Genomic DNA, 22,675 nt, shown 5'->3' with positions numbered 1-22,675 from the left:
GATAGCCTGGGGGGGTGACGGCACTTCCGGCGACCGAGACCAGCCCCACGCCGGAGGCGCCGCAGGCCGCGCCGGTCGCGGCCACTTGGCAGGTCGCCGTGTCGCTGCCGATTCCGGCGCTGGACTTCGCCCCCCCGCACGGCTGGACGGGGGACGTGCCGGTCGGCTGCCGGGTCCTGCTGCCCTGGCGCGGCGAGCTGACGGTCGGGCTGGTGGTCGGTGAGGGCGACCCCCGCGCCGCCCACCGCCTGCGCGACGCCGTGCATGTGCTCGACGACCCGGCCGCGCCCTGGGTGACGCCGGGGACGGTCGCGGGGGTCTGTGCCTGGGCGCGCGAAGCCCACGTGCCGGCCGGACTGGTGTGGGGCGACCTGCTGGGCGTGGGCTGGGAGGCGGCCTACCGCCACCGCGTGCGGGCGGTGCCGGGCGCGAACCTGGGGTTTTTCGGGGCCACGGTGCCGGGGTCGGTGTGGACCGACGCCCTGGTGTACCCGCCCGCCCTGCTCGACGCCATCCGCGAGCAGGGGCTGCTCGACGAGGCCTTCGCCCCGCAGCCCCGCACGGTGACGGTCGTGCGCGCCCGCGAGCACAGCGCCGTGCCCGTCGCCGCCCGCACGGTGACGGTCCTGCGCGCCGTGACCCCCGCGCCGCCCGGTCTGACCCCCCGGCAGGCCGGGGCCTGGACATGGCTGGCCGGGGCGGGTGAGCAGGAGTCGCTGAACGCCTGGGCACGCGGCGCGGGCGTGAGCGGCAGCGTGGTGACGGCGGTCCTGAACGCGGGCGGCGCCGAGTACGTCCAGGCCGAGCGCCCCCTGCCCCCCGCCTGGGCGTGGCTGCTGGAGAACGGCCCCCAGGACTCCGTGAGTGCCTGGGCGCAGGGCGCGGGTGTGCCGGCCTCGGCGGCGGCGGCCCTGCTCGCGCGCGGCTGGGCCGAGCAGGCCGAGGTGCCCGCCCCCCCGCCCCCGCTGCCCCTGCCCGCCGTGCCCGAAGAGGGCGAGGTCACCGGGGCCGACCTCCCCGACCGCCTGCCCGAAGCTCCGGTCTGGCGGCTGCACGGGGGCCGGGCCGCCTCGCGCTTCCGGGTGCTGGCGCCGCGTGTGTCGCGCCTGCTCTCGCAGGGGCGCGGCGTGCTGGTGCTGGCACCCGACCACGCCACGCTGCGCCGCGCCTGGGCGGGCCTCTCGGGGCTGGCGGAGGGGGCCGGCACCCTGGCCGCGCAGGTGGGCGGGCATCTGTCGGGCGTGCAGCGGGCGGCGACCTGGGACCTCATCCGCACGGGCGAGGCGCGGCTGGTGGTGGGCAGTATGCACGCCCTGAGTGCGCCGGTCGCCGACCTCGCCCTCGTCATCGTGCTGGAGGAGGGCAGCGACGCCTACAAGCTGCTCTCGGGGTCGCGCGCCTTCGTGCCGGACGTGGCCGCGTGCGTGGCCCGCGCGCAGGACGCGGCGCTGGCCTACGTGGGCAGCGTGCCTGCCGTCGAGAGCGTGCCGCACCCGGGGGCCGAGCTGCCGCCGCCGCGCGCCCGCCTGCATGTCGTGGACTACGCCGCGCCCCCCGAACAGCCCGAGCTGGGGCCGCTGAGCGGCGTACACCTGAAGGCCGGCGACCAGGGCTACCCCCTGAGCCACGACCTCGCGCGGCTGCTGCGGCAGGTGCAGGAACGCGGGCGGCAGGCGGCGCTGCTGGCCCCCCGGCGCGGCTACAGCGCGCTGCTGCGCTGCCCGAGCTGCGAGCACACCCCGCAGTGCCGCAACTGCGACGTGCCGCTGCGCTTTCACCAGGAGACCCGGCAACTGACCTGCCACCAGTGCGGCTACCACGAGAACGTCCCCGACCGCTGCGACGTCTGCGGCGAGCAGATGTGGAAGGCGCGCGGTCCCGGCACCGAATGGATCGCCGCCGAGGTGGCCCGGCTGCTGCCCGGCTTTCCGGTCCACCGCCTCGACCGCGACCACCAGGACGACCTCTCGGCCCTGCACGCGGGCGCGCCGGGGGTCGTGGTGGGCACGCAACTGCTGCTCTCGCAGCCCTGCCCGCCCGAACTGGCGCTCGTCGGGGTGACGCTGGCCGACACCTGGCTCAATGTCTCGGACTTCCGCGCCTCGGAGCGCTACCACCGCCTGCTGCGCCAGCTCGCCGAGTGGCACCCCAGCCGCGCGCCGATGCTGGTGGTGCAGACCTTCCAGGCCGACCACCCGGCGCTGAAGGTCCTGGGGTCGGGGCAGGGCGTCCTGGCCTATCCGGCCGCCGAGGAGCGCGTGCGCCTGGAGCTGGGCTACCCCCCGCACGCCCGGCTGGCCCAGATCGAGGTGGCCGCCCGCGAGGCCGAGCGCGCCCGCGTGGCCGCCCAGGAAATCGCCGACGCCCTGTACGGCGCGGGGGCCACCGAACTGGAGGTGCTGGGGCCGGCGCCCAGTCCGGTCGCGCGGCTGCGCGGCGTGTACCCCTACCACCTGCTGCTGCGTGCCCGCAGCGACGCCCGGCTGGCCGAGCTGCTGGGGGTGCTGGAGCGCCGCAGCTGGAAGGCGCGCGTGCGGGTGGACGTGAACCCGCGCGGGGGGCTGTAGCCGGGGCGGGGCCGGCAGGGCCAAAAACACCTGCGGGATGACAGGGAACGCCCCCGACAGACCGGGTGTCGGCGGGCTGGGGTACCTGGGCCAGCCCGCTCTGGCTCAGTGCCCCGCCGTCACCTTCAGGCCGATGATCGCTGCGACCATCAATGCCAGGAAGAACAGGCGGGCGGGTGTGGCGGCCTCGCCGAACAGCAGCATGCCCAGCAGCGCCGCGCCGACGGCCCCGATGCCCACCCAGACCCCGTAGGCCGTGCCGATGGGCAGCGTCTTGGTCGCCAGCCCCAGCAGGCCCACGCTGGCGGCCATGCTCAGCAGGGTCAGGGCGGTGGGCAGCGGGCGGGTAAAGCCCTGCGTGTACTTCAGACCGATGGCCCAGCCCACTTCCAGCAGGCCGGCCAGCACGAGATAGATCCATGCCATGAGAACACCTCCGTCATGCGCCGTCTTGTCGTGACCGGGTACGGCGGTGCTCTCGTCCGGAGTGCGGCCCGGGGGGTGAACCCTGCGGGCGACTGAACACAGTGTAGCGGCCGGAGGTAAGCAGGACCTGAGCAGCGTACTGCCCGCCCCCTTACCTCCGTGTGTAGACCCCGTAGCGGGCCGCGAGGTCGAAGGTCTGGCAGGGCGCCTCGCCGGGGCGCAGAGGCGCGGCGCACACCGTGAGCTTGCCGCCCACGCTGACGGTGTCGGGCCGCAGCTCGCCCGCGACCTCGCCGGGCGGGCGGAAGACGGCGGTCAGTTCCACCGCCGCGTAGTCCCGCGAGGCCACCGCGCGGTGCAGCGGGTCGGGGCCGGGGTTGACGAAGGGGGCGAGCGGCAGCCAGTGGCCCTGACCCCGCTCGCCACGGGCATGCAGCGTGGCCGACACGCGCGGCACGACATAGAAGGTGCGCTCGCCGGGCCAGCGCGCCTTCAGGGTGAGGGGAAGGCGTAGCACGCAGCGCGGATACGTCTCGTCCGCGAGCAGGAAGTTGCGCCGGGGCGACCCGAAGGAGCCGTCCACGCAGCTCAGGGTGACCTTCTCGCGCGGCACGCTCAGGCTGTGGCCGGCCGGGGCCAGGGCAGGGGAAGGCAACCGGGCCGGGGCTGGCCGGGTGGTCTGCGGGGCCAGGGGGGCGCCGGGCGGGGTCGGCACCGGCTGCGCGGAGGCGGGGAGGGCCGGGGCCAGGAGCAGAGACACGACCAGAGACACTACCAGAGATACGACGAGCGGGGCGGATCGCTTCACGGGTGGTCCTCCAGAAGATCGGCGCGCACCGAGCGGTCGGCGGCCGTGTAGGTGCAGGCGAAGGTCAGGCGGCTGCCGTCGGGGCGGCTGGCCCAGCCCTCCCAGCGCTTGCCGTCGGCATCGGCCTGCACGCTGTCCCCGACCTCGCGCGGGCCGGGAAAGCGCAGGTCGGCCTCGCGGCCGTAGGTCAGGCGGGCGACCTCCTCGCTGCACTGCTCGACGAGGGCCGAGGTCCGGACGCCGCCCAGTGCGTCGTCGGCCGGCGGAACCTGCGGCCGTAGCCACAGGCCCGCCGCCACGCCCAGCGGCACGAACAGGAACGCCCAGCGCGCCGGCCACCACCAGGGCCGGGGCCGCAGCGCCTCCCGGACCTCCCGCCGGTAGGCGCCTGCCAGCTGCTCGCGGCGCAGGGCGGCGGCCCGGCCCGCCTCGGCCTGCGCCGCCTGCACCTCCTCGGCCTCGATGCGCCGCCGGTCGTCTTCGCTGAGCATACTCAGGAGCGTAAGAGGCTCAGGGGAGGCCGGTCGTCCATCCAAAGGCGGAAGGCGAAGGGGACGCGGGGCTATGCTGCGCGCACATGAGGTTCATCGGTCTGGATCTGGCCTGGGCGGCGCACAACCCGACCGGCGCGGCGGTGCTGGACGAGCGCGGCGAGGTGCTGGACACGGCCCTGCTGGGAGGCGACGAGGACGTGCTCGCCTACGTCGCGGCGCAGGCGGGCCAGGGGGCGGCGATCATCGGGGTGGACGCGCCGCTGACCGTGCCCAACCTGACGGGCCGCCGCCCTGCCGAGGCCGAGCTGGGGCGCGTGTTCGCCCGCTTCCAGGCGGGGGCGCACCCGGCCAATCGCCGGCACCTCGAAGAGGCGGACGGCACCATCCGGGGCGAGCGGCTGGTGGAGGGGCTGGCGGCGCTCGGCTTCGTCCACGACCCGCACCTGGAGGTGGGCGCGCAGGTCCGGCGCGTGCTGGAGGTCTACCCGCACCCGGCGATGGTGTCGCTGTTCGGGCTGGGGCGCACGCTGAAATACAAGAACAAGAGCCAGGGCCGCCCCGCGCTGGAGGCCGGCTGGGCCGCGCTGCGCTCGCACCTGCTGGCGCTGGAGGCCGCCCGGCCGCCGCTGCGGGGGGTGGCCGGCCTGATGCCGCCCACGCTGGACGGCCTGCGCGGGCGTGGGCTGAAGAACCTGGAAGATCAGGTGGACGCGGTGGTCTGCGCGTACGTGGCGCTCTATGCGTGGACCTGGGGCGCGGCGCGCACGGAGGTCTTCGGGTCGCTGGAGGAGGGCTACATCCTGACCCCGACGCTGCCGGAACGGTGGAGAGAGGGCTGATCCGGTGGGCGGAGCGTTGCGCCGTACCGGTCCCTGCGGGCCTCTCGGCGCAGAGGAGAGGGGCACTCCGGGCGTCGGGTGGGGACGCCGCTCCGGAGCCGCCCTCGACCGGCCTGACCCGGGCGGTCGAGGGCCGGATCGCCTATCGGCGGGCTGGACGGCAAACCCCTCTCCTTCAGAAGGGAGAGGGGTCAGGACCCGGGTCGCTGCCGGTTCTCTGTGCCTCTATACCCCCAGATACGCGCTGCGCACCCGGTCGTCCGTCATCAGCATCCGTTGCTCGCCCTGAAGGGTCACGCGTCCGCCCTCCAGCACGTAGCCCCGGTGGGCGATGCCCAGCGCCGCGAAGGCGTTCTGCTCGGCCAGCAGCACGCTCACGCCTCCGGCGTTCACCCGTTGCAGCGCCGCGAAGACCTGCTCGACGACCAGCGGCGCCAGCCCCAGCGACGGCTCGTCGAGGAGCAGGAGGTCGGGGCGGGCCATCAGCGCGCGGCCGATGGCGACCATCTGCTGCTGCCCGCCCGAGAGGCTGCCGGCCGGGGCGTGGCGCTTGTCCACCATCGCGGGAAACAGCTCGTACACGCGCTCCAGCTCGCGCGCCGTGCCGGCCGGGTCGCGGCGGTGCACGAAGGCCCCCAGGCGCAGGTTCTTCTCGACGCTCAGCTCGGGGAACAGCAGCCGGCCCTCGGGGCACTGCGCAACGCCGTGCGCCACGTTGAACTCGGGGCGGCCACCGGTCAGCGGGGTGCCGCGCCACGTCGCCGCGCCGCCCGAGGGGCGCTGGAGGCCGCTCAGGGTGCGGAACAGGGTGCTCTTGCCCGCCCCGTTGGCCCCCAGCAGCACCACGATCTCGCCGGGCTCTACTGTCAGGTTCACCGCGTGTAGGGCCGTGAAGTGGCCGTACTTGACGCTCAGGTCGCGGACTTCAAGCATGGGGGGCTCCTGTGGGGGCGGCGGGGGCCGTGGCCTGACCCATCTGCCCGCCGTGCGCGTGGCCGCCCAGGTAGGCCTCGATCACCGCCGGGTCGCGGCTGACCTGCGCGGGCGTGCCCTGGGCGATCTTCTGGCCGTGGTGCAGCACCAGGATGTGGTCGGCCAAGCCCATCACCAGGCTCATCTTGTGCTCGACGAGGGCCACCGTCAGCCCGCCCGACACGAGGTCGCGGATCAGGGCCATCAGGCGCACGGTCTCCTCGGGATTCATGCCGGCGGCGGGTTCGTCGAGGAGCAGCAGTTTCGGGTTGCTGGCGAGCGCCATCGCGATCCCGACCCGCTTCTGGCCCTCCTGCGTCAGCGCCCCGGCAGGCCGCGCGGCCTGGTCGGCGAGCCCCACGCGCGCCAGGGCGGCCATCGCGCCGTCGCGGCTGCCCTCCTCGTCGCGGCGCTCGCGGCCGGTGCGCAGCAGGGCGTCGAGCAGCCCGGCGCGCGTGCGGACCCGGTGCCCGATCATCACGCCGTCGAGCACGCTGAGTTCCTTGTAGATGGTGGTCGTCTGGAAGGTGCGGGCGATGCCGCGCCCCACGACCTGATGGGTCTTCAGGCGCGTGATGTCCTCGCCCTGAAAACGGATGCGCCCTGAGGTCGGCACGTAGAAGCCCGAGATCAGGTTGAAGAAGGTGCTCTTGCCCGCTCCGTTCGGCCCGATGATGGCCGTGATCTGCCCGGCGGGCAGCGCGGCGCTCACGTCGCGCACCGCGTGGTTGCCCCCGAAGCGGATGCCCAGGCCGTCCACCTCCAGCATGGGTGTGGGCGGCATTGTCGTGTTCGTCGGTTCAGGCATGGTCCACCGCCTGTTCGGGGGTCGGGGCGGGGGCGGCGCGGCGGCCACCCAGCTTGGCCCACAGGCCCGCGAGGCCCTGCGGCGCGAACATCACCAGCAGCACGAGCAGCGGCCCGAACACGACGTACTGGTAGTCCTGCAATCCCTTGAGGCTCTGGGTCAGCGTGTACATCAGTGCCGGCCCCAGCAGGGGCCCGACCAGCGTGCCCAGCCCGCCCACCAGCAGGTACAGCAGCACGGTGAAGGTCATGACCGGCCCCGTCGCCGCCGAGCCCAGAAAGCCCACGTACACGGCGTACAGCCCGCCCGCGAAGCCCGCGATGGCGGTCGAGAGCATCATGGCGCGCAGCTTGTGGGCCATCACGTCGATGCCCGCCGAGCGCGCCAGGTCCTCGCCGCCCCGGATGGCGACCAGAGAGCGCCCGAACACGCTGCCCCGCGTGCGCGCCACCGCCACGACGGTCAGCAGCAGCGAAACCAGCGCGAGGTAATAGAAGCCCCCCGAGAGCCGCAGGCCCACGCCCTGCGCGAGCGCCTCCAGCCCGGCGGGCGGGTTGATGCCGTTGAGGCCCTCGTTGCCGCCGGTCAGCGCGTCCCACTTGTTGATGACGAGCATGATGATGACCCCCACGCCCAGCGTGAAGATCGAAAAGGCGTCGCCCTTGGTCCGGAAGGCCACCAGCCCCAGCAGCAGCCCCAGCACGGCGCACAGCGCGACGCCGGCCGGCCACGCCAGCCAGAAGCTCCAGCCCGCCTTGAGGGTCAGGATGCCCACCGCGTAGGCCCCGATGCCGAAAAAGCCCGCGTGGGCCAGCGACAGCAGCCCCGTGTAGCCCAGCAGCACGTTCAGCCCGTAGGCCAGAATGGCGTAGATCATCACGTTGATGCCGATGTCCAGCACGTAGCCCGACGGCCCCAGCAGCGGCACCAGCGCGGCCAGCACGAACACGGCCACCCAGCCCCAGACGCCCGCGCGGTTCATACGGCCCTCCGGAACAGGCCCTGGGGCCGCACGGCGAGCACGAGCACGAGCAGCGCGAAGCCGATCACGTCCGCGAAGTCGAGGTTGATGTAGTAGCCGCCGAACACCTCCGCGAAGGCCAGCAGCAGCGCCCCCACGATGGCCCCCGGCACGCTGCCCATGCCGCCCAGGATGATGATGGCGAAGACCTTGAGGTTCATGACCTCGCCCATGCTCGGCGCGACCGCGTTGATGGGCGCGATGAGGGCCGCCGCGACCGCCGCGAGCGCCCCCGAGATGGCGAAGGTGAGCATGCCCACCCGCGCCGTGTTGACCCCCACCAGCCGCGCGCCCTCACGGTTCTGCGCCATCGCCTCGATGGTGGCGCCCGTCAGCGTGCGTTTGAGGAAGAAGTTCAGGCCCAGCATGACGACCAGGCTCGCGGCGATCACCAGCAGGCGCTGCCAGGTCAGGGTGACGCCGCCCAGATTCACGATGCCCTGCACCGGCTCGGTGATCTGCTTGAAGTCCGGTCCCCAGACGAGCTGCACGCCCGCCTCCAGAAAGAACAGCACGCCCAGCGCGGCGATCATGGGGTGTACGTGCGGGGCGTTGCGCAGCGGAAAGAAGATCAGGCGTTCGAGCAGCGCGGCGAGCAGCGCCACCGCCAGCGCCGCGAGCAGCAGCGCGGGCACGTAGCCCACCCCCAGGCCGTTCAGGGCCGCGTAGGTCAGGTAGGCCCCGAGCATGTACAGCCCGCCGTGCGCGAAGTTGGGCACGCGCATCACGCCGTAGACCAGCGTCAGGCCTAGCGCCACGAGCGCGTAGACCCCGCCCAGGGCCAGCGCGTTGAACAGTTGTTGCAGGAAAGTGGTCAAGGTGGGTCGTCCTTCGGGGCAGAGATAGGCGAAACCCGCGCGCCCGGATCCGAGGAAGGGGGCGCGCGGGAGGGCGGAATTTACTTGTAGACCTTCGTGACCCGCAGGCGGGTGTACTTGCCGTCCTTGACGCTGGCGACCAGGAACTCGGCGTCGGCGTGGCCCCCGGCCGTCACGCCCAGCATCTTGTACACGGTCTTGCTCTGGGGCAGGGCCTTGGCGGCGGCGTTGAGCTGCGCGCGGATGGCGACGGGATCGTCGGTCTTGCCGGCGAGTTCCATCGCCTTGGCGACCACGTTCATGCCCATGTAGTTCAGGCCGGCCTCGCTGGTCGGGATCTTCTTGTAGGCGCGCTGGTACTGCGCTACGAAGGCCTGCGTGCCGGGGAACTCGCGGGTGGGCAGCACGCCCACGCTGCCGTCGAGGTAATTGCGCGGAATCTGGGTGTCCATCTGCTCGAACTTGGCCTGGTCCATCACGATGAATCCGCCCTTGAAGCCCTGCTCGCGCGCCGCCTTGATCACCAGCGCGGTGGGCTGCGACGGGCCGCCCACGAACAGCACGTCGGGTTTCTCGGCCAGGGCCTTGGTCACGGCGCTGGAGTAGTCCACGGTGGTCGCGTAGTCCACGCCGTTGTTGGCGCCGACCGTGCCGCCCTGCTTTTTCCACTCGCCGGTCACGGCCTCGGCCCACTGCTTGCCGTAGGCGCTCGTGGTGCCCACCATACCCAGCTTCTTGCCGAAGGCCTTCATCTGCGTCGCCACGAAGGGTTGCAGGTAGTTGTCGTAGCGCGGCGGCAGCATGAAGGTCAGTGGGTTGTTGGCCTCCAGGATCTTGGGCTCGCTGGAATACGCCACGAGCAGGAAGCTCGGGTCGCGGCCGGTCATGGGCTGCACCGTCAGGATGCCCCCCGAGTGCGGCACGAAGATCACGTCAATGCCCTGCGAGGTCAGTCGGCGCACGTTGGTGGCCGTCTCGTTGGGCAGGTAGCGGTCGTCGAGCGACACGAGCTTGAAGGTGACCTTCTCGCCGCCCACGGTGACGCCGCCGGCCTTGTTGATGTCGCCAATCGCCATCTCGATGCCGCTCTGGACGTCCTTGCCGTAGAAGGCCGCGCCGCCCGAGAGGGGGCCGCTATAACCGATGTTGACCACCTTGTCGGCCAGGGCGGGAGTGGCGAGGGCCAGGGAAAGCGCAGCGAAACACAGTCGTTTCATGGGGGTGCCTCCGGGATCGGCTGGGGCCGCCGCGGCGCGACTGTCGCGCGGCCAGGACGGCGTTCGGCGCATGTTCTTGGACGAACTTCAAATTTTAGGTGCCCTCCATGCTGGCACGCGTCCCCTGGGGTGTCAATCGGGGCGGTCCATACCCCCACTCCGGGGCTGGCCCGGTCAGGCAGGCGTGGAGTCTGGCGGGCCTGTAGAGGGTACGGGTCAGGACAGCCCTGGACCCGGCTGGTGGCCTTCGGGTCAGGGGCACGAGACCCGCGGCGGACATGCCGCAGCTGAAGCGCCGGAGCTGAGTGTTCCGCACGGACGAAGCCGCGGCAAGACGAAGCCCTCCGCACCGGGCGGAGGGCTTTCCTTGGGGCCAGAGGTCGGATTTGAACCGACGACCTACTGATTACGAATACTTTTGAAGGTATTCCGAGGCGCTCCGGATTCTTCCTAAAAGGCCTTCTGGACGCCACTTTCGCCTACGACCTTTCCAAAGACCTCCCCTTTTTTCTGGCGATTTCCAGATAAACTGTGGCACAACTGTGGCACGAAAGCGGGTTTCGAGAGAGGCCGGCAGCGCGCATAGGGGAGAGGTTCAGGCCTCCGAAAACTTCTTGCAGGCAGGGTGACCTCCCCTAATAGGGGATCACCGCTGATGATCCGGGCTTCCCTCCGAACAGGGAACTTACCGTAGACGGTGAGTTCGGAAGCGTCCCGTGCCCTCGGGCGTGTGCTCGCGGACCTCGGTTCCCGCATGACGCGGTAACCCCTCCTGAAGGTCAGCGGCCCGGCTGCTGGCCCTCGCGGTATGTCAGGTCGAAGACGGTGTCCTGCATCCAACGCTGGAAACTGCCGTTGTCGGAGTACTGCTTGAACAGCTCGGTGTTATCCCGCATCAGCCCGATCAGGACCCGCATCAGGGCGCGGTCGTGCTCAATCCGGGCGTTCTGCCGGTCGGAGTTCTTCAGAGCATTCTGATACGCCGCGTCACGGGCCACTAGGTCGGGAATCTCCTCGGTGATGAGTTTGTGCAGGCGGTCAGCGTCGGTCCACGCGATGTTGCCGAACTGGTCGTTGAAAATCTTCACGATGTTCGAGAGCCGTTCCAGTTCCGGATCCGGAGTCGCCCCACCCGCCATGACGGGCACAGGATCGAGCTCGGCGTCCGCATCTGTAAGCTGAATCTTCGTGACGGTCTGCTTCTCCACGCGGTAGCTCTCCATGTCGATACTGTCGAGGATGCCCTGCGCCAAGTCCTCCTCTTTGGGTGCGGGCAGCTTGGGGATCAGGAAGGTCAGGAAGATGGACAGCTGTTCCCACGCGGCGGTCGTATACGGGACCAGGGCCGCCAGGAAACTGTACGTCCGCACGAATGTCTTGGCGCCGCCTTTGAAGGCCACCTGCGCGTCCTCGTCGAGGTCGTTGTATGTGGCCACGCAGACGTCCAGGATGGGGTCCAGACGGTCGCGGTCGGCACCGGCCAGATACAGCTCGACCAGGTTCTCGACCTGACCCGGCGAGTACACCTGTGCACTGTCCAGATCGCTTTTGAGGTCATGAAGTCTGTTGGGGTCGGTCTCGTCGCTCAGCAGGGTCGCGCGGTAGTACGCATCGAAAGACTGTCGGATCACCTCTGTGCTGTTCTGAAAGTCCAAAACGAAGACGTCGTGCTTTTGCGGATGCGCCCGGTTCAAGCGGGACAGGGTCTGCACCGCTTTAATTCCCGAGAGGGGCTTGTCCACGTACATGGTGTGCAGCAGAGGCTCGTCGTACCCGGTCTGGAACTTGTCCGCGCAGATCAGGAAGCGGTAGGGCTCTTCCTGGATCTTGTCGGGGATGTCGTTCGAGGCGAACCCGTTGAGGCTGGCCTCGGTGACTTTGATTCCCTTGTACTCGGGTTCTCCGGAGAACGCCACGATGGCCTTATAGGGGCTCTTGCGCTGCTCCAGATAAGCCTTGACGGCATGAAAATAGTCGAGTGCCCGGGCGACGCTGCCAGTGACGATCATGGCCCGGGCCTGACCGCCTACCTTCTGGATTGCCAGCACCTGCTCGTGGAAATGGTCGACCATGATTTCCGCCTTGAGACGGATGGCGTGCTCATGACCTTCTACGTATGCCCGCAGCTTCTTCTGGGCCTTCTTCGTATCGAACTCCGGGTCTGCGTCCACGGTCTTGACCAGACGGTAGTAACTCTCGACGGGCGTATAGGCCCGGAGCACGTCTTGGATGAAGCCTTCCTGAATGGCCTGCTTCATGCTGTAGAGGTGGAACGGTAGGTGGGGCACCTTCTCACCCGCCGGGGCAGCCCGCCCGAAGGTTTCCAGGGTTTTGTTTTTCGGCGTGGCCGTGAACGCGAAATAAGAGGCGTTTCCGAGCATCTTGCGGGCTTTCATACGGCACTCCAGAACGCTGTTGATCAAGTCCTCAGGCTCTAGCTCCTGATCGTTCGCGTCATCGCTGCCGGCCAGCGCTTCGTTCATCGCGGCGGCGCTGCGACCACTCTGACTGGAATGTGCCTCATCGATCAGAATCGCGAATGTCCGGCCCTTGCCCATCCCCTCAATCTCATCGAGGATGAACGGAAATTTCTGCACGGTGGTGATGATGATCTTCTTTCCGCTTTCCAGAAACTGCCGCAGTTCGCCGGAATGCGTGGCGTGCCCCACCGTCGCCCCGACTTGCGCGAATTGCCGGATGGTGTCCCGAATCTGTTTGTCCAGAATGCGGCGGTCCGTCACCACCACCACCGAATCGAAGACGGCCTGCCCCGCCTGTTCCAGCCCGACCAACTGGTGCGCCAACCATGCGATGGAATTTGATTTTCCGCTGCCGGCCGAGTGCTGGATGAGATAGCGCTGACCTGCGCCCCGCTCCCGCGCGTCCACAAGCAGCTTGCGCACCACGTCCAACTGGTGGTAACGGGGAAAGATCTGACGGCGCTTCTTCTTCTTGGTTTTCGGGTGCTCTTCTTCGACGACCTGCGCGTAATTCTCGAGAATGTCCGTGAGGCTGGCCGGGGTCAGAATCTCTTCCCAGAAGTACGCAGTCTTAAGACCGTTCGGATTCGGGGGATTGCCTGCCCCCTCTTGCCAGCCTCGATCGAAGGGCAGGAACCAGGAGGCCTTGCCCTTCAGCTCCGTGCAAAAACGCACCTCGGCGTCGTCTACCGCGAAATGCGCCACGCAGCGGCCCATGGCGAACAGCAGTTCGCGAGGATCGCGGTCACGTCGGTACTGCTCCACGGCGTCGGCGACCGTCTGTTTCGTCAGGCTGTTTTTCAGCTCCATCGTAGCGACCGGCAGACCGTTGACGAACAGCCCCACATCCAGGGCCAAGGCCGTCTCGCTGCGGCTGTACCGCAGTTGACGGGTGACGCTGAAGTGGTTCAGGGTGTGCAGCGCCGCCGCCTTGGCGTTGCCGGGCGTGGGCGTGCCGTAGAACAGGTCAACGTGGTGCGCGCCATGAGCCACTCCATGCCGCAGCACGTGCACCACACCGCGTTTCGTGATCTCGCCTTGAAGGCGCGAGAGAAACTTGTGGCGCGTCGGGGACGCCGCGCGCAGATCCAGCGCCTCGACCAGCTTCGGCTGCGTCGCTTCCAGGAAAGCCGTGAGCTGCGCCAAGTCCACTGCGTACTCGCGCTCGTAATCGTGCGGATCACCTGGCACCCATCCCCGCGTGGTCAGGGCGTCGACGAGGATGGTTTCCAGGGCCTTTTCGGACGTGTCGGTGGGCATGGGTTTCCTTCTCTCAATCCTCGTCCAGGAGGGACTTGAGGTATAGGTGGTACTGCGGCTGCGGGTCATCCGTAAGGAACCGGGCGAAGGTGGTGATACTCCCGCCCCCAGTACGGGCCGACTCGAAGCGCACAGGGTACTCCTGCGCCGGGTCAGTCAGGTGGGCGACCACTTCGGGTTCCAGCGAGGCCGTGACCGTCCAGCTCGACGGCTCGAAGCCCGCCGGAGCCACCTGATTTCCGATGTGCAGCAGTCCCGGTATGCCCGCGTCATTCATACTCCGCTCCATTGTCGGCAGTTCGCCTCGCCGATCCTCCAAAGTCTTCAGGGCCGCGTCCACGAGGTCGAGGCAGTGGTACTTGCTGTAAAAGGTCGCCCCCAAACGCATCAGTCGCAAGTTGATCAGGGCCATCGCGCCTGAGTATCCGCTGTCCAGCAGCAACGTTTCGAGGTCCTCTAATCCATACGCGGTCAGGCGGAACTGATCCTGACCGCCTGGGTTGTACTGGTGCTCATCGATGTTCCAACCGCGTGCCTGCAGTTGCGCCTGCCAGTCGTCTCCGAACGCTTCCTGAAACGGACTGCGGGCCAGGTGGAACTCTGCCCATAGCTCGTTCTCGTCGTCCCCGGTGTGCCCATAGAGGCTGAAGACCTCCTGCATGTTCAGGCTCACGCGGCACAGCAAGACGCTGCCTTCCGGCGCGCCCGTGTCCGGCAGGCAGGTCGCGGCCCAGAAGGTCAGCTCGGTCCGCCGGGGGAAGGGAATCACGGACTGGAGATACAGACCGAGCACGAACAGGGCGTCCTGTGCCCGGGGTTGTCTCATGAACCGCTCGAACCGGCGGTGATACCTGGCCTGGAGCGCGTCATCCCGAATGCCCTGTTCGGCGTCGTGGAGGCCGGTTACGTCTCCGGTCAGCCAATGCTCCTGTTCCTGTGGGCTGACCACCAAGTCGAGGTCGCGTTCCCCCTGCACCACACTCATGTGTACGACGTTGCGCAGGCGTAGGCCCTGGGCTTCCAGAGCGTGGATGCTGCGCCGCTCCTGCTCGTCCAGTTCTGCCTTCGGCACTTCACGGAAGCTCAGGTGCGTGATGTCGTCATGCACCTTGCGGTGGCCCGTGTAGCGCCGCACGACGTCGACCGCCTGCCCCACGTACCGCTCGCCGTTCGCGAAGCCGAGCACGTAGAGACCACAGCGTGCAGAGACCGGAAACAGGTCGGCGACCGAAGGCCGGCCGGTCACTTCCCGCCATTCCGGAAAGCCGAGACCCCAGATGAACTGATCGCCCGAGTTCATCAGTGGTTCGGACCCTCCTGCCTCCTGTTTTGTCATGCCCATCAGGGTTCCACACTTTGCCCAGGCGCGGTGGAAGAAATGTTGTGGGTTGGGAGCATCAGGTCAGAAAGCTCTCACAGTCCATCAAACAACCATCAAACAAAGTGGGGAGTCGGGAATGCCGTGTGGAAGGGCCTTCGTAGGCCTGAGGGTTCTGGTCGAGTACGCCTTGGGAGGTTCCCAATCAAACAACCACTTCCTCTGGCGGTTGAGGAGAGGCCCAGTAAGGGAGATATCGCCTGACACGGGCTCCCACTTCCTTGTCCTCGATGACGATGGCCTGAGCGTCTACGGCCTCTCCCAGAATGCGGGAGGCTGCCGCCGCGTTCTTGTCGGAGATGCCCAGACGCTCCCGAAGGGTGGCGTTCGTCATCGGCTCTCTGGAGACGTACTTCAGGCAGGCGTGCAGGTAACAAGCCCGCACACGGTCGGCCTTGGTCATCTGCGCCAGGGGCCGGTGCGCGAACAGCACGGTCCGCATGAACCCTGGGGGCACTTCGAACAAAGGGGCAGGAAGCTGGAAAAATTCGACCTGGAACACCACCTTGTCGATGCCGCTGCCGCGCTCCTCGCAGATGTTGAAGCGGCGCATCAGGGACGCCAGCGTCTCGTTCCTGGACTTGGGGGGCGTATCCACGAAGCGCCGCGTGTCGACCAGCGGCTCGCCCGGATTGGTCACCTCGATGCGGTTGTCGAAGATTTCGACCGTCGGGCCGCTTCCCGTGATCAGGAAGTCTTGATGGATCAAGGCGTTGGCGACCACCTCACGCACTGCCAGTTCGGGGAACATCGGTACGTCTCGACGAAGGGCCTGACCCATGACCTCGTTCGCCGGAAGCAGACTGTTGAGCAACCGCAGCGTTTCCTCGAAGCTCGCCGCGTAGCCCCTGGGCTCACTGAGTTCGCGTTCGGTGAACATCTTTCCGGTGCCCTGGTACTTGATGACCCGGAGCGCCTTGCGGCTCAGCGTCGGGAAATCCGGCAGGTGCGTGGCAAACAGCATGCCCCCCAGGTTCGTGATGTTCCACCCGCCCGCCTCGCAGGGCTTGATCAGGTCATCTTCGGCCAGCGCCGCCAGAATGCCGTCCCGGCCTGGCGGAAGATTCGCCCCCAGGAGACGGAAGTACGCGGGGTAATCCAGCATCCGCAACACGTCGTCGCTGCTCACGCGCTCGGCGGCTACTCCATCCTCGAAGGGTGTGCGCTCCAGAGCACGCCACAAGGCCCGCTCGCGGTCAGGGAACCCGTTGAGCGGCTTCTTGTACGATCCCACGCGGATGTACTCCCTTCCCTGAAACTGCACGGGATGGCGGAAGGCCGGCGCGATCTCCAGCACCACCACGGCCTCGCCCTGCTCCATGACCACGGGATAGAAGCGAAAGTGCAGTCTGGGATTCAGAAGTTGCAGCAACCACGATTCGAGCTCCTGGTTGCCCTTCTTGGCTTCCGCCGGGTCGAAGCTCGTGCCCACAATGTCGTGCGTGCCGTCCTGAACGCCCCAGACCATGTACCCGTGCGCCTTGCCGTTCAGGGCGGCCGCGTTCGCCAGGGCCGAGATGTACTCCCCGATGTCCTCCGGCTCGGCCTTGTTGTGCTTGAACTCCACCCACTCGGTCTCACGAGGCAGCTTGCACAGTTCGCGCACCAGGCCGCGCAGGTACTCGGCCGAGCGAGGGCCGGTCACGCTTCCACCAACTCCGCCTCACGCTCGTCGGCTTCCAATTCGCTGTCTCCAGCCTCCCCGCCTTCCAGTTCCTCCGGCATCGCGTCCGGCTCCTGCTCCGGCAGCCGCGCCGCTGCCGCCCGCACGTTGAGCTTGCCCGTGACCACATCGGCAATGAGGCGGGTGCGGTACTCGCGGAGGAGAGAGATTTCTCGCTGGGCATGGGTGATGGCAAAGTCAGCCGACGCAGACGCCTCACGAATGTGCTGAAGTAACTGGGTCTGCTCAAGTACTGGAGGGACTGCTATCTTGAAGTTCTTTAGAGCATCACAAGTCAATGCCCCCTTCGTACTGCCAGAGTCATCACTTAGGCGTCGTAGTTCGCCATATGCTGCACTGAGGAAAGATTGAAGATATTCGGCTGTCACGCCAGAATTAGGTCTGGGTGTGATATATGCGATGTGCTGATTGATGGTTGCCTCAATATCTAGTGTTGCTGCTTTCCCTCGCGTCTTGCCCTGGCCTGTGATGGCGACAAGGACGCTACCTGGAGGCACAATTGGTAAGTGACACTCTTGTAAAGCCTGATGGGTTATAAACTGATTAGCTACGGTGACCTTGCCGTGATTTACGATACTGCTATTTAACCAAGGATAAGAGCCATCCGTCCAATATAGGGCGTTACCTCTAGAAGGTGTGGAACCATTACCTACCTTCGCAAAGTAGCCAATCTTGAGAATGCTCCACCCCTCCGGCACATCCCCCAACCACTCCACGCCGCTTGGCTTCAGCTTCACGTTGGGGTCTAAGCCCCGCGTGACCGCCTGGTGGATGATGACCTGCTTCTGCTCCTGCAACAGTCGGATCAGCCGCTGCTTGGCGGCAATGGCCTTGCGAATCCGGCGGTCAGCGTGATCGAGGAAGCGGACGATGGCAGCTTGTTCGGGGAGCGGGGGGAGAAGTGCCTCCAGTCGGTACAAATCATCGGTGTATAGCCGTAAACGACTCTCGACAACGCCCGTCGAGACTGCTCTGATTCGGGCTTTATACGTTGGAGAACGCAGCAGATGGTGGAAGTACCATGGGTTTGCCTCTTGCCGAAAGTCGTACACGCAGTAAGCGGGGCTGGTGATTCCTGCGAACTGTGATACGCCCATGCTGCCATTCCAGGCCAGCATGATGTTGACGACGAGTTCCTGTGGAGCAACTTTCTTGTAGCCCACGAGAGAGGCCGCCCTGGTGTCCGGCTCATCGCCTCCGTCAGCACGTCGGCGCTCTGTTACTCCGGTGTACTGGGAAACCCGTAGAAGCTGCTCGTTTCCATTGACCGAGCGGGCATCCTGCTCCCTGAGCAGGTACTTGAGTCGGCGCACATCCCAATGCTCAGGCACTAGCCCCAGCCAGGGGACGCCGCTGTCCTTCATGGCGGGGTAGGGGCGCAGGTCGTGAAGCATCACAGGCCCCCGAACCACGTCTGGAGTTTACGGGCCATCAGGCGGCGGCGCTGCTCCAGAAAGGCGTCGTAGTGCAGTGTGGGATCGTCCAGCATGGAGGCGGGAATGCAGTGGGCCGCGAGGTTGGCCTCCAGCTCGGCGCGGTCGGTGATGCCACCGTAGATCAGGGAGCTGCCACTGACCTGTTCGCGCAATTGCCCGAAGTACACCTGCGGGTCTTTGTTGCCGATGGCGATGTTGATTTCGCTCTGCGCGAGGACGAAGTTGGCGATCTGGTTGTACCGCCCTCGGCTCAGCCCACGCTTCTTCAGGAAGTCGGCAGGGTACGTGTGGTGAACGTCGGTGCGGTTCAGGAGCAGGTCAGGCACAGTGATCGCGTGCGACAGGAAGCCCCGGTCGTTCGCCTTGACCTGTGCGGCCTGGAACGCCAGGAAGTACGGGCTGTTGGCGCTGGAGGTGTCCATCTGCTGCGGCAACAGGGTGCTCCAGAAGCTGTCGGTCAGGGTGGCGGCGGCGATCTCGTCCACGTAGGCGCTCAGGCCGCGTTCCATGACCTGCCGGATGTCGCGGTCGAAGTTGCTCTCGGGGCTGCCCGAGTACCGCCCCGTCAGGATGCTCAGGGCATACCAACGGCGCACGGCGCGTTCCAGGGCGTCTGGGGCCAGGCCCTTGCCACGCCCATGCAGGTACAGGATGTACGCGAAGTTGATGGCGTTCTGGCTGCTGATCAGGTCGGCGCTGATGAAGCCCGCCGAGCGGATGATCATGGTGAAGCGCTCGAAGTGAGTCTGGTTGATGAAGTTGTGGATGCCCCGGCGCAGGCTGGCGAAGGACTGCTCGGCGATGCTGTCCTCGTACTGCTTCGTTTCGAAGTTGCGCCCCGACAGCAGCGCCACGAGGTCTTGCAGCCGCCCGCGCCCGAACTCGCTCGTGAAGGCGACGCGCAGCATGTCCACATAACTTGGTTCGTAGATGTCGTCGGCGGTGCCGCCCATCCACTTGAGCTTCGGGTAGAACTCCGACCCCGTGAAGGCCTCGTCTTTGGCGATGGTGCTCAGGAAGCCGGGGTGCTGCGCGAGGTGACAGAAGTAGTCGATGGCCTTGCGCAGCGTGTTGCCGCCGTAGGTCTCGTTCGCGGCGATCTTCGACATTACGAAGTCTGCCTGCGAGAGAGACACGCCCGCAGAGTTCACGCGGATGAAGATCTCCGTAACCGTCTCGATGTCCAGCGTGCTTGCGAGGTCGATGATGCCCACCTGGTTGGTCGTGATGGCCTTGAGCTTCTCCAGGTTGTCTTCCACCGTGTCGCCGTCCACGTCGGCGTTGGCACTCAGGTAGTCGCGGCGTAGTTTGGAGGTTCTGGCCCCCGCCTCGAACACGGCGGCTACATCCTGAATCCACGCCGGGTCTTTCTGGATGGCCGAGTTGCTCACCTCGAACTTCTCCAAAACAGGGTGGAAGGCGATGCGGATGCGGGCTTGCTTGTAGTCCTTGTTGATGACCTCGTGCGCCAGGAGCGAGGCCATGAGCGCCGTGACGCGCTGCTGCCCGTCGATCAGGATGCGCTTGCCCTCGGACGTTCTGCCGTCTTTGAGCCGCACATCCGGGTTTTTCCAGGCGATCAGGTAGCCTACCGGGTAGCCCCGGTAGAGCGAGTCGAGCAGGTTACGGACCTGGCTGCCCTCCCATACGAAGGGCCGCTGGATCTCGGGAATGGCGATCTCGCCGGACTTGATCCACGTCAGGATGGTCTCGATGGGCTGTGGGGTGACGGTGTAGAGGGGGGCGGCCATCAGAAATCCTTCCTTTGTTCTTGTGCCAGTTCGCTCGCACGCCGCAGGATGCCCAGCAGCAGGCCACTGTCCCAGAAGCCCAGCATGGCCCCGTCGCTGAAGCGTTCCTGCCGGGCGAAGATGGTCATGAGCCGGGCGAGCTGTTCGGGCGTGGCCTGTGCAAGTACCTGTGGGTCGTCTTTTAGGGACTGGGCTTCGGGGGTTTGCATCCACTCTGGCCAGTCGAAGGAGTGAACCCAGTTCAGGGTGAGCAGGGTGTCGAGCAGGCAGCCCACCTGGGGATCGTAGGTATAGCCGTGCATCTCGAAATGGCCGGGCGAGGTTTGCTCGAAAGGCGGCGTGCCGTCGGTGAACCGGAAGCCGGGGGCCGTCATCAGCGGCAGGTAGGCCGCCACGGCCCGCAGGGCACTGGGCGAAAGGTCGGGGACGCTCACCGCCCGACCCCGATGATGTCGGCGAGCAGGCCATCCGTCTCGGCTTCCAGGGCGCGGATGTCGGCGGTGATCTCAGCGAGGGTCCGCAGAGGCTGGGGCTTATAGAAGCGGCGGGTGAAGCTGATTTCGTAGCCAACCTTGATGCTGTCGGGGTCGACCCAGGCGTCCTGGGCATGCGGCAGGACCTCGCGTGCGATGAACGCGGCAATGCCGCCTTCCTCGAGTAGCGGGATCTGCTCGGTGTCGCGGAGTTCCGGGTCGGTCTCGAACTCGATAACCCCTGCCTTGACGCCATACAGGCCGTGGAGCATGTCCTCCTGAATCTTGCCAGGCTTGTGGATCTTCTTGACGACCGGGTCGGCATCTTCGTCCCGCTCGGCCAGGCCGTCACGGATGAGCTTGAGGCGCTTGGCGGTGAGCTTGACATCGGTCTGCTCGCTGAGCAGCTTGAGATGGTGGCTGAAGGTGTTGTAATTGGTGTGGGGGCCTTCCCCAAACTTCTCGGCAGCGAGATTGACGAGCTTCATCAAGCCGAGCTCGTTGGCTTCGGTACAGACCTGCTGGAACCGGCGCCGACGTTCCTCATCCAGAGCGACGCGCAGACGCAGGGGGCGTTCGACCGTGACCTTCCAGTAGCCGAAAGCTGCGTTGGGAAATACCTTCGACTGTTCGCTCTCCTCCAGAGTCAGGAAGGTGCTCAAGACGCGGTTCACGTCGTCCGGCCCGAGTTCACAGTTCTTCTTCCCGAGGTTCTTTCGCAAAGGCCTGGACCAGCCCGTAGCATCGATGAGCTGCACCTGACCCCGGCGATGCTCGGGTTTGCGGTTGGTCAGTACCCAAACGTAGGTGGCGATGCCCGTGTTGTAGAACATGTTGAGGGGCAGGGCGACGACGGCTTCGAGCCAGTCGTTCTCGATGATCCACCGGCGAATATTGCTCTCGCCCTGTCCGGCGTCTCCGGTGAACAGGCTGCTCCCGTTGTGGACGGTGGCGATACGGCTGCCCAGGGGCGTGTCCCGTTTCATCTTGCTGAGCAGATTCGCCATAAAGAGCATCTGTCCGTCGCTGGAGCGCGGGAGCAACGAATAGTCGCCTTCTCCCGCGTGCGTGATGACGAAGCGGGGGTCTTGGATGCCGTCTTTGCCGCCCATGCGCTCCAGATCGCTCTTCCAACTTTTGCCGTAAGGCGGGTTGCTCAACATGAAGTCGAACTCCTGGCCGGGGAAGGCGTCGTTGGCGAGTGTGGAGTATTGCGGCCCACCCACGATGTTGTCGGCTTCTTCGCCCTCGCCCTTGAGGAGCATGTCGGCCTTGGCGATGGCGTAGGTCTCCGCGTTGATCTCCTGGCCGTACAGGTGGGTGCTGACCTGTTTCCCGTGCGCTTCGGCCAGGCCCCGCAGCGTCTCCTCGGCGACGGTGAGCATTCCTCCTGTTCCGCAGGCACCGTCATAGAGCAGATACGTACCGCTCTGGATCTCATCGGCGACGGGATCGAAGATCAGCCGGGCCATCAGGCGCACCGCGTCCCGCGGCGTCCAGTGCTCGCCCGCCTCCTCGTTGTTTTCCTCGTTGAAGCGCCTCACCAGTTCCTCGAACACGGTGCCCATGGCATGGTTGTCCAGGCCAGGCACCTTCACATTGCCGTTGCCGTCCAACACGGGGGCGGGCCCCAGGTTGACAGTCGGGTCGAGCAGTTTCTCGATCAGGGTGCCCAGGGCGTCCGCCTTGGACAGCCGGGGGATCTGGTTACGAAACTCGAAGTTGTCAAGGATCTCTTGGACGTTTGGAGAAAAGCCGTCCAGATAAGCTTCGAAGTCGATTTTGAGGGCTTGTTGACTGGCCCGGTTGCGGAGATCCCGCAGGGTGAAAGTGGACGTGTTGTAGAACGCCTGCCCAGCTGCCTGACGCAGCGCGACCTCTTGATTGGCGATACCGGCCGCATCCAGGGTCGCCTTCATGTCGAGAACGGCCTGCTTGGTGGGTTCCAGAACGGCGTCCAGACGCCGCAATACCGTCATGGGCAGGATGACGTCGCGGTACTTGCCGCGGACGTAAAGGTCTCGCAAGACGTCGTCTGCGATGCCCCAGATGAAGCCGATGATCCACGAAAGCTGAGGTTGATCCATAGTCTGGCCCATTTTGGCGCATGGCTGCGGAGAACTTGCCCTGTTCCTGAGCCGGAGGAGAGGCGGTACGCCGCTTCCTGACAGGTGCCCCTGTTCGGAGAGACGGGGTAGATGGCACCGAGGGTACCGTCTAAGCAGGTAACGCTACGGACGTGA

At 66.8% G+C, this 22,675-nt stretch carries 17 protein-coding genes and 1 riboswitch; of the genes, 2 read left to right on the top strand and 15 right to left on the bottom strand.

The window, feature by feature from the left end; genetic code table 11:
- Positions 1–98 precede the first annotated feature (98 nt).
- Positions 99–2,567: a replication restart helicase PriA gene (priA, locus tag DGO_RS14180; RefSeq protein WP_014686198.1), complete on the top strand. Its 2,469-nt coding sequence runs from the start codon at positions 99–101 to the stop codon at positions 2,565–2,567.
- A gap of 105 nt (positions 2,568–2,672) precedes the next feature.
- Here the strand turns inward: priA and sugE are convergent, their stop codons facing one another.
- The 3 genes from sugE to DGO_RS14165 form a co-directional block, all read right to left on the bottom strand.
- A complete protein-coding gene (gene sugE, locus DGO_RS14175) occupies positions 2,673–2,993 on the bottom strand; it encodes a quaternary ammonium compound efflux SMR transporter SugE (RefSeq protein ID WP_014686197.1) in 321 nt (106 codons plus the stop codon).
- 14 nt (positions 2,994–3,007) lie between these two features.
- Positions 3,008–3,079, bottom strand: a riboswitch (guanidine-III (ykkC-III) riboswitch).
- Positions 3,080–3,144: 65 nt separating this feature from the next.
- On the bottom strand, positions 3,145–3,801 hold the full coding sequence (locus tag DGO_RS14170) for a hypothetical protein (protein ID WP_145975346.1): 657 nt from the start codon (positions 3,799–3,801) through the stop codon (positions 3,145–3,147).
- Complete coding sequence (locus tag DGO_RS14165) at positions 3,798–4,292, bottom strand: hypothetical protein (protein ID WP_014686195.1); 495 nt, start codon at positions 4,290–4,292, stop codon at positions 3,798–3,800. The genes DGO_RS14170 and DGO_RS14165 overlap by 4 nt, the downstream gene beginning before the upstream one ends.
- Positions 4,293–4,378: 86 nt before the next feature.
- On the opposite strand from DGO_RS14165, the gene DGO_RS14160 reads away from it, so the two are divergent.
- Positions 4,379–5,134, top strand: a complete 756-nt coding sequence (locus tag DGO_RS14160; protein WP_014686194.1) for a DUF429 domain-containing protein — start codon at positions 4,379–4,381, stop codon at positions 5,132–5,134.
- A gap of 225 nt (positions 5,135–5,359) precedes the next feature.
- Here the strand turns inward: DGO_RS14160 and DGO_RS14155 are convergent, their stop codons facing one another.
- The 12 genes from DGO_RS14155 to DGO_RS14100 all read right to left on the bottom strand — a co-directional run bounded on the left by DGO_RS14155 (position 5,360) and on the right by DGO_RS14100 (position 22,519).
- Positions 5,360–6,067, bottom strand: a complete 708-nt coding sequence (locus tag DGO_RS14155; RefSeq protein ID WP_014686193.1) for an ABC transporter ATP-binding protein — start codon at positions 6,065–6,067, stop codon at positions 5,360–5,362.
- Positions 6,060–6,914 carry an ABC transporter ATP-binding protein gene (locus DGO_RS14150; RefSeq protein WP_050920831.1) on the bottom strand — a complete coding sequence of 285 codons (855 nt, stop codon included), beginning with the start codon at positions 6,912–6,914 and terminating at the stop codon, positions 6,060–6,062. Before DGO_RS14150 ends, DGO_RS14155 begins: the two co-directional genes overlap by 8 nt.
- Positions 6,907–7,896: a branched-chain amino acid ABC transporter permease gene (locus DGO_RS14145; RefSeq protein ID WP_043802584.1), complete on the bottom strand. Its 990-nt coding sequence runs from the start codon at positions 7,894–7,896 to the stop codon at positions 6,907–6,909. The genes DGO_RS14150 and DGO_RS14145 overlap by 8 nt, the downstream gene beginning before the upstream one ends.
- A complete protein-coding gene (locus tag DGO_RS14140) occupies positions 7,893–8,753 on the bottom strand; it encodes a branched-chain amino acid ABC transporter permease (RefSeq protein ID WP_014686190.1) in 861 nt (286 codons plus the stop codon). The genes DGO_RS14145 and DGO_RS14140 overlap by 4 nt, the downstream gene beginning before the upstream one ends.
- 80 nt (positions 8,754–8,833) lie before the next feature.
- Positions 8,834–9,970, bottom strand: coding sequence for an ABC transporter substrate-binding protein (locus DGO_RS14135; protein WP_014686189.1), 1,137 nt, complete (start codon positions 9,968–9,970; stop codon positions 8,834–8,836).
- Positions 9,971–10,749: 779 nt separating this feature from the next.
- Positions 10,750–13,710, bottom strand: coding sequence for a type I restriction endonuclease subunit R (locus DGO_RS14130; RefSeq protein WP_014686188.1), 2,961 nt, complete (start codon positions 13,708–13,710; stop codon positions 10,750–10,752).
- A gap of 13 nt (positions 13,711–13,723) precedes the next feature.
- Entirely contained in the window at positions 13,724–15,010 is a 1,287-nt protein-coding gene (locus tag DGO_RS21185) for a GIY-YIG nuclease family protein (RefSeq protein ID WP_014686187.1), read from the bottom strand.
- A 223-nt stretch (positions 15,011–15,233) separates the two neighbouring features.
- Positions 15,234–16,733 (bottom strand): ATP-binding protein, encoded by a 1,500-nt coding sequence (locus DGO_RS14120; RefSeq protein ID WP_043802583.1) that lies wholly within the window; start codon positions 16,731–16,733, stop codon positions 15,234–15,236.
- Positions 16,730–18,166, bottom strand: a complete 1,437-nt coding sequence (locus DGO_RS21720) for a restriction endonuclease subunit S (RefSeq protein ID WP_014686185.1) — start codon at positions 18,164–18,166, stop codon at positions 16,730–16,732. Before DGO_RS21720 ends, DGO_RS14120 begins: the two co-directional genes overlap by 4 nt.
- Complete coding sequence (locus DGO_RS14110; RefSeq protein WP_014686184.1) at positions 18,166–19,959, bottom strand: GmrSD restriction endonuclease domain-containing protein; 1,794 nt, start codon at positions 19,957–19,959, stop codon at positions 18,166–18,168. The genes DGO_RS21720 and DGO_RS14110 overlap by 1 nt, the downstream gene beginning before the upstream one ends.
- Positions 19,959–20,393 (bottom strand): DUF6508 domain-containing protein, encoded by a 435-nt coding sequence (locus DGO_RS14105; protein ID WP_226991385.1) that lies wholly within the window; start codon positions 20,391–20,393, stop codon positions 19,959–19,961. The genes DGO_RS14110 and DGO_RS14105 overlap by 1 nt, the downstream gene beginning before the upstream one ends.
- The gene (locus DGO_RS14100) at positions 20,390–22,519 is read right to left on the bottom strand and encodes a type I restriction-modification system subunit M (RefSeq protein ID WP_014686182.1); all 2,130 of its coding nucleotides are present in this window, start codon (positions 22,517–22,519) and stop codon (positions 20,390–20,392) included. Before DGO_RS14100 ends, DGO_RS14105 begins: the two co-directional genes overlap by 4 nt.
- Between the last annotated feature and the right edge of the window lie 156 nt (positions 22,520–22,675).

This window comes from Deinococcus gobiensis I-0 (assembly GCF_000252445.1).
Classification (GTDB): domain Bacteria; phylum Deinococcota; class Deinococci; order Deinococcales; family Deinococcaceae; genus Deinococcus; species Deinococcus gobiensis.
This window is presented reverse-complemented; position numbering and strand designations above follow the sequence as displayed.

Excerpts from the sequence above, each read along its gene's own strand:
- sugE (WP_014686197.1), bottom strand. The coding sequence starts at position 2,993 with ATGGCATGGATCTATCTCGTGCTGGCCGGCCTGCTGGAAGTGGGCTGG.
- DGO_RS14165 (WP_014686195.1), bottom strand. The coding sequence starts at position 4,292 with ATGCTCAGCGAAGACGACCGGCGGCGCATCGAGGCCGAGGAGGTGCAG.
- DGO_RS14160 (WP_014686194.1), top strand. The coding sequence starts at position 4,379 with ATGAGGTTCATCGGTCTGGATCTGGCCTGGGCGGCGCACAACCCGACC.
- DGO_RS14155 (WP_014686193.1), bottom strand. The coding sequence starts at position 6,067 with ATGCTTGAAGTCCGCGACCTGAGCGTCAAGTACGGCCACTTCACGGCC.
- DGO_RS14150 (WP_050920831.1), bottom strand. The coding sequence starts at position 6,914 with ATGCCTGAACCGACGAACACGACAATGCCGCCCACACCCATGCTGGAG.
- DGO_RS14145 (WP_043802584.1), bottom strand. The coding sequence starts at position 7,896 with ATGAACCGCGCGGGCGTCTGGGGCTGGGTGGCCGTGTTCGTGCTGGCC.
- DGO_RS14135 (WP_014686189.1), bottom strand. The coding sequence starts at position 9,970 with ATGAAACGACTGTGTTTCGCTGCGCTTTCCCTGGCCCTCGCCACTCCC.
- DGO_RS14130 (WP_014686188.1), bottom strand. The coding sequence starts at position 13,710 with ATGCCCACCGACACGTCCGAAAAGGCCCTGGAAACCATCCTCGTCGAC.
- DGO_RS21185 (WP_014686187.1), bottom strand. The coding sequence starts at position 15,010 with ATGAACTCGGGCGATCAGTTCATCTGGGGTCTCGGCTTTCCGGAATGG.
- DGO_RS21720 (WP_014686185.1), bottom strand. The coding sequence starts at position 18,166 with ATGCTTCACGACCTGCGCCCCTACCCCGCCATGAAGGACAGCGGCGTC.
- DGO_RS14110 (WP_014686184.1), bottom strand. The coding sequence starts at position 19,959 with ATGGCCGCCCCCCTCTACACCGTCACCCCACAGCCCATCGAGACCATC.
- DGO_RS14100 (WP_014686182.1), bottom strand. The coding sequence starts at position 22,519 with ATGGATCAACCTCAGCTTTCGTGGATCATCGGCTTCATCTGGGGCATC.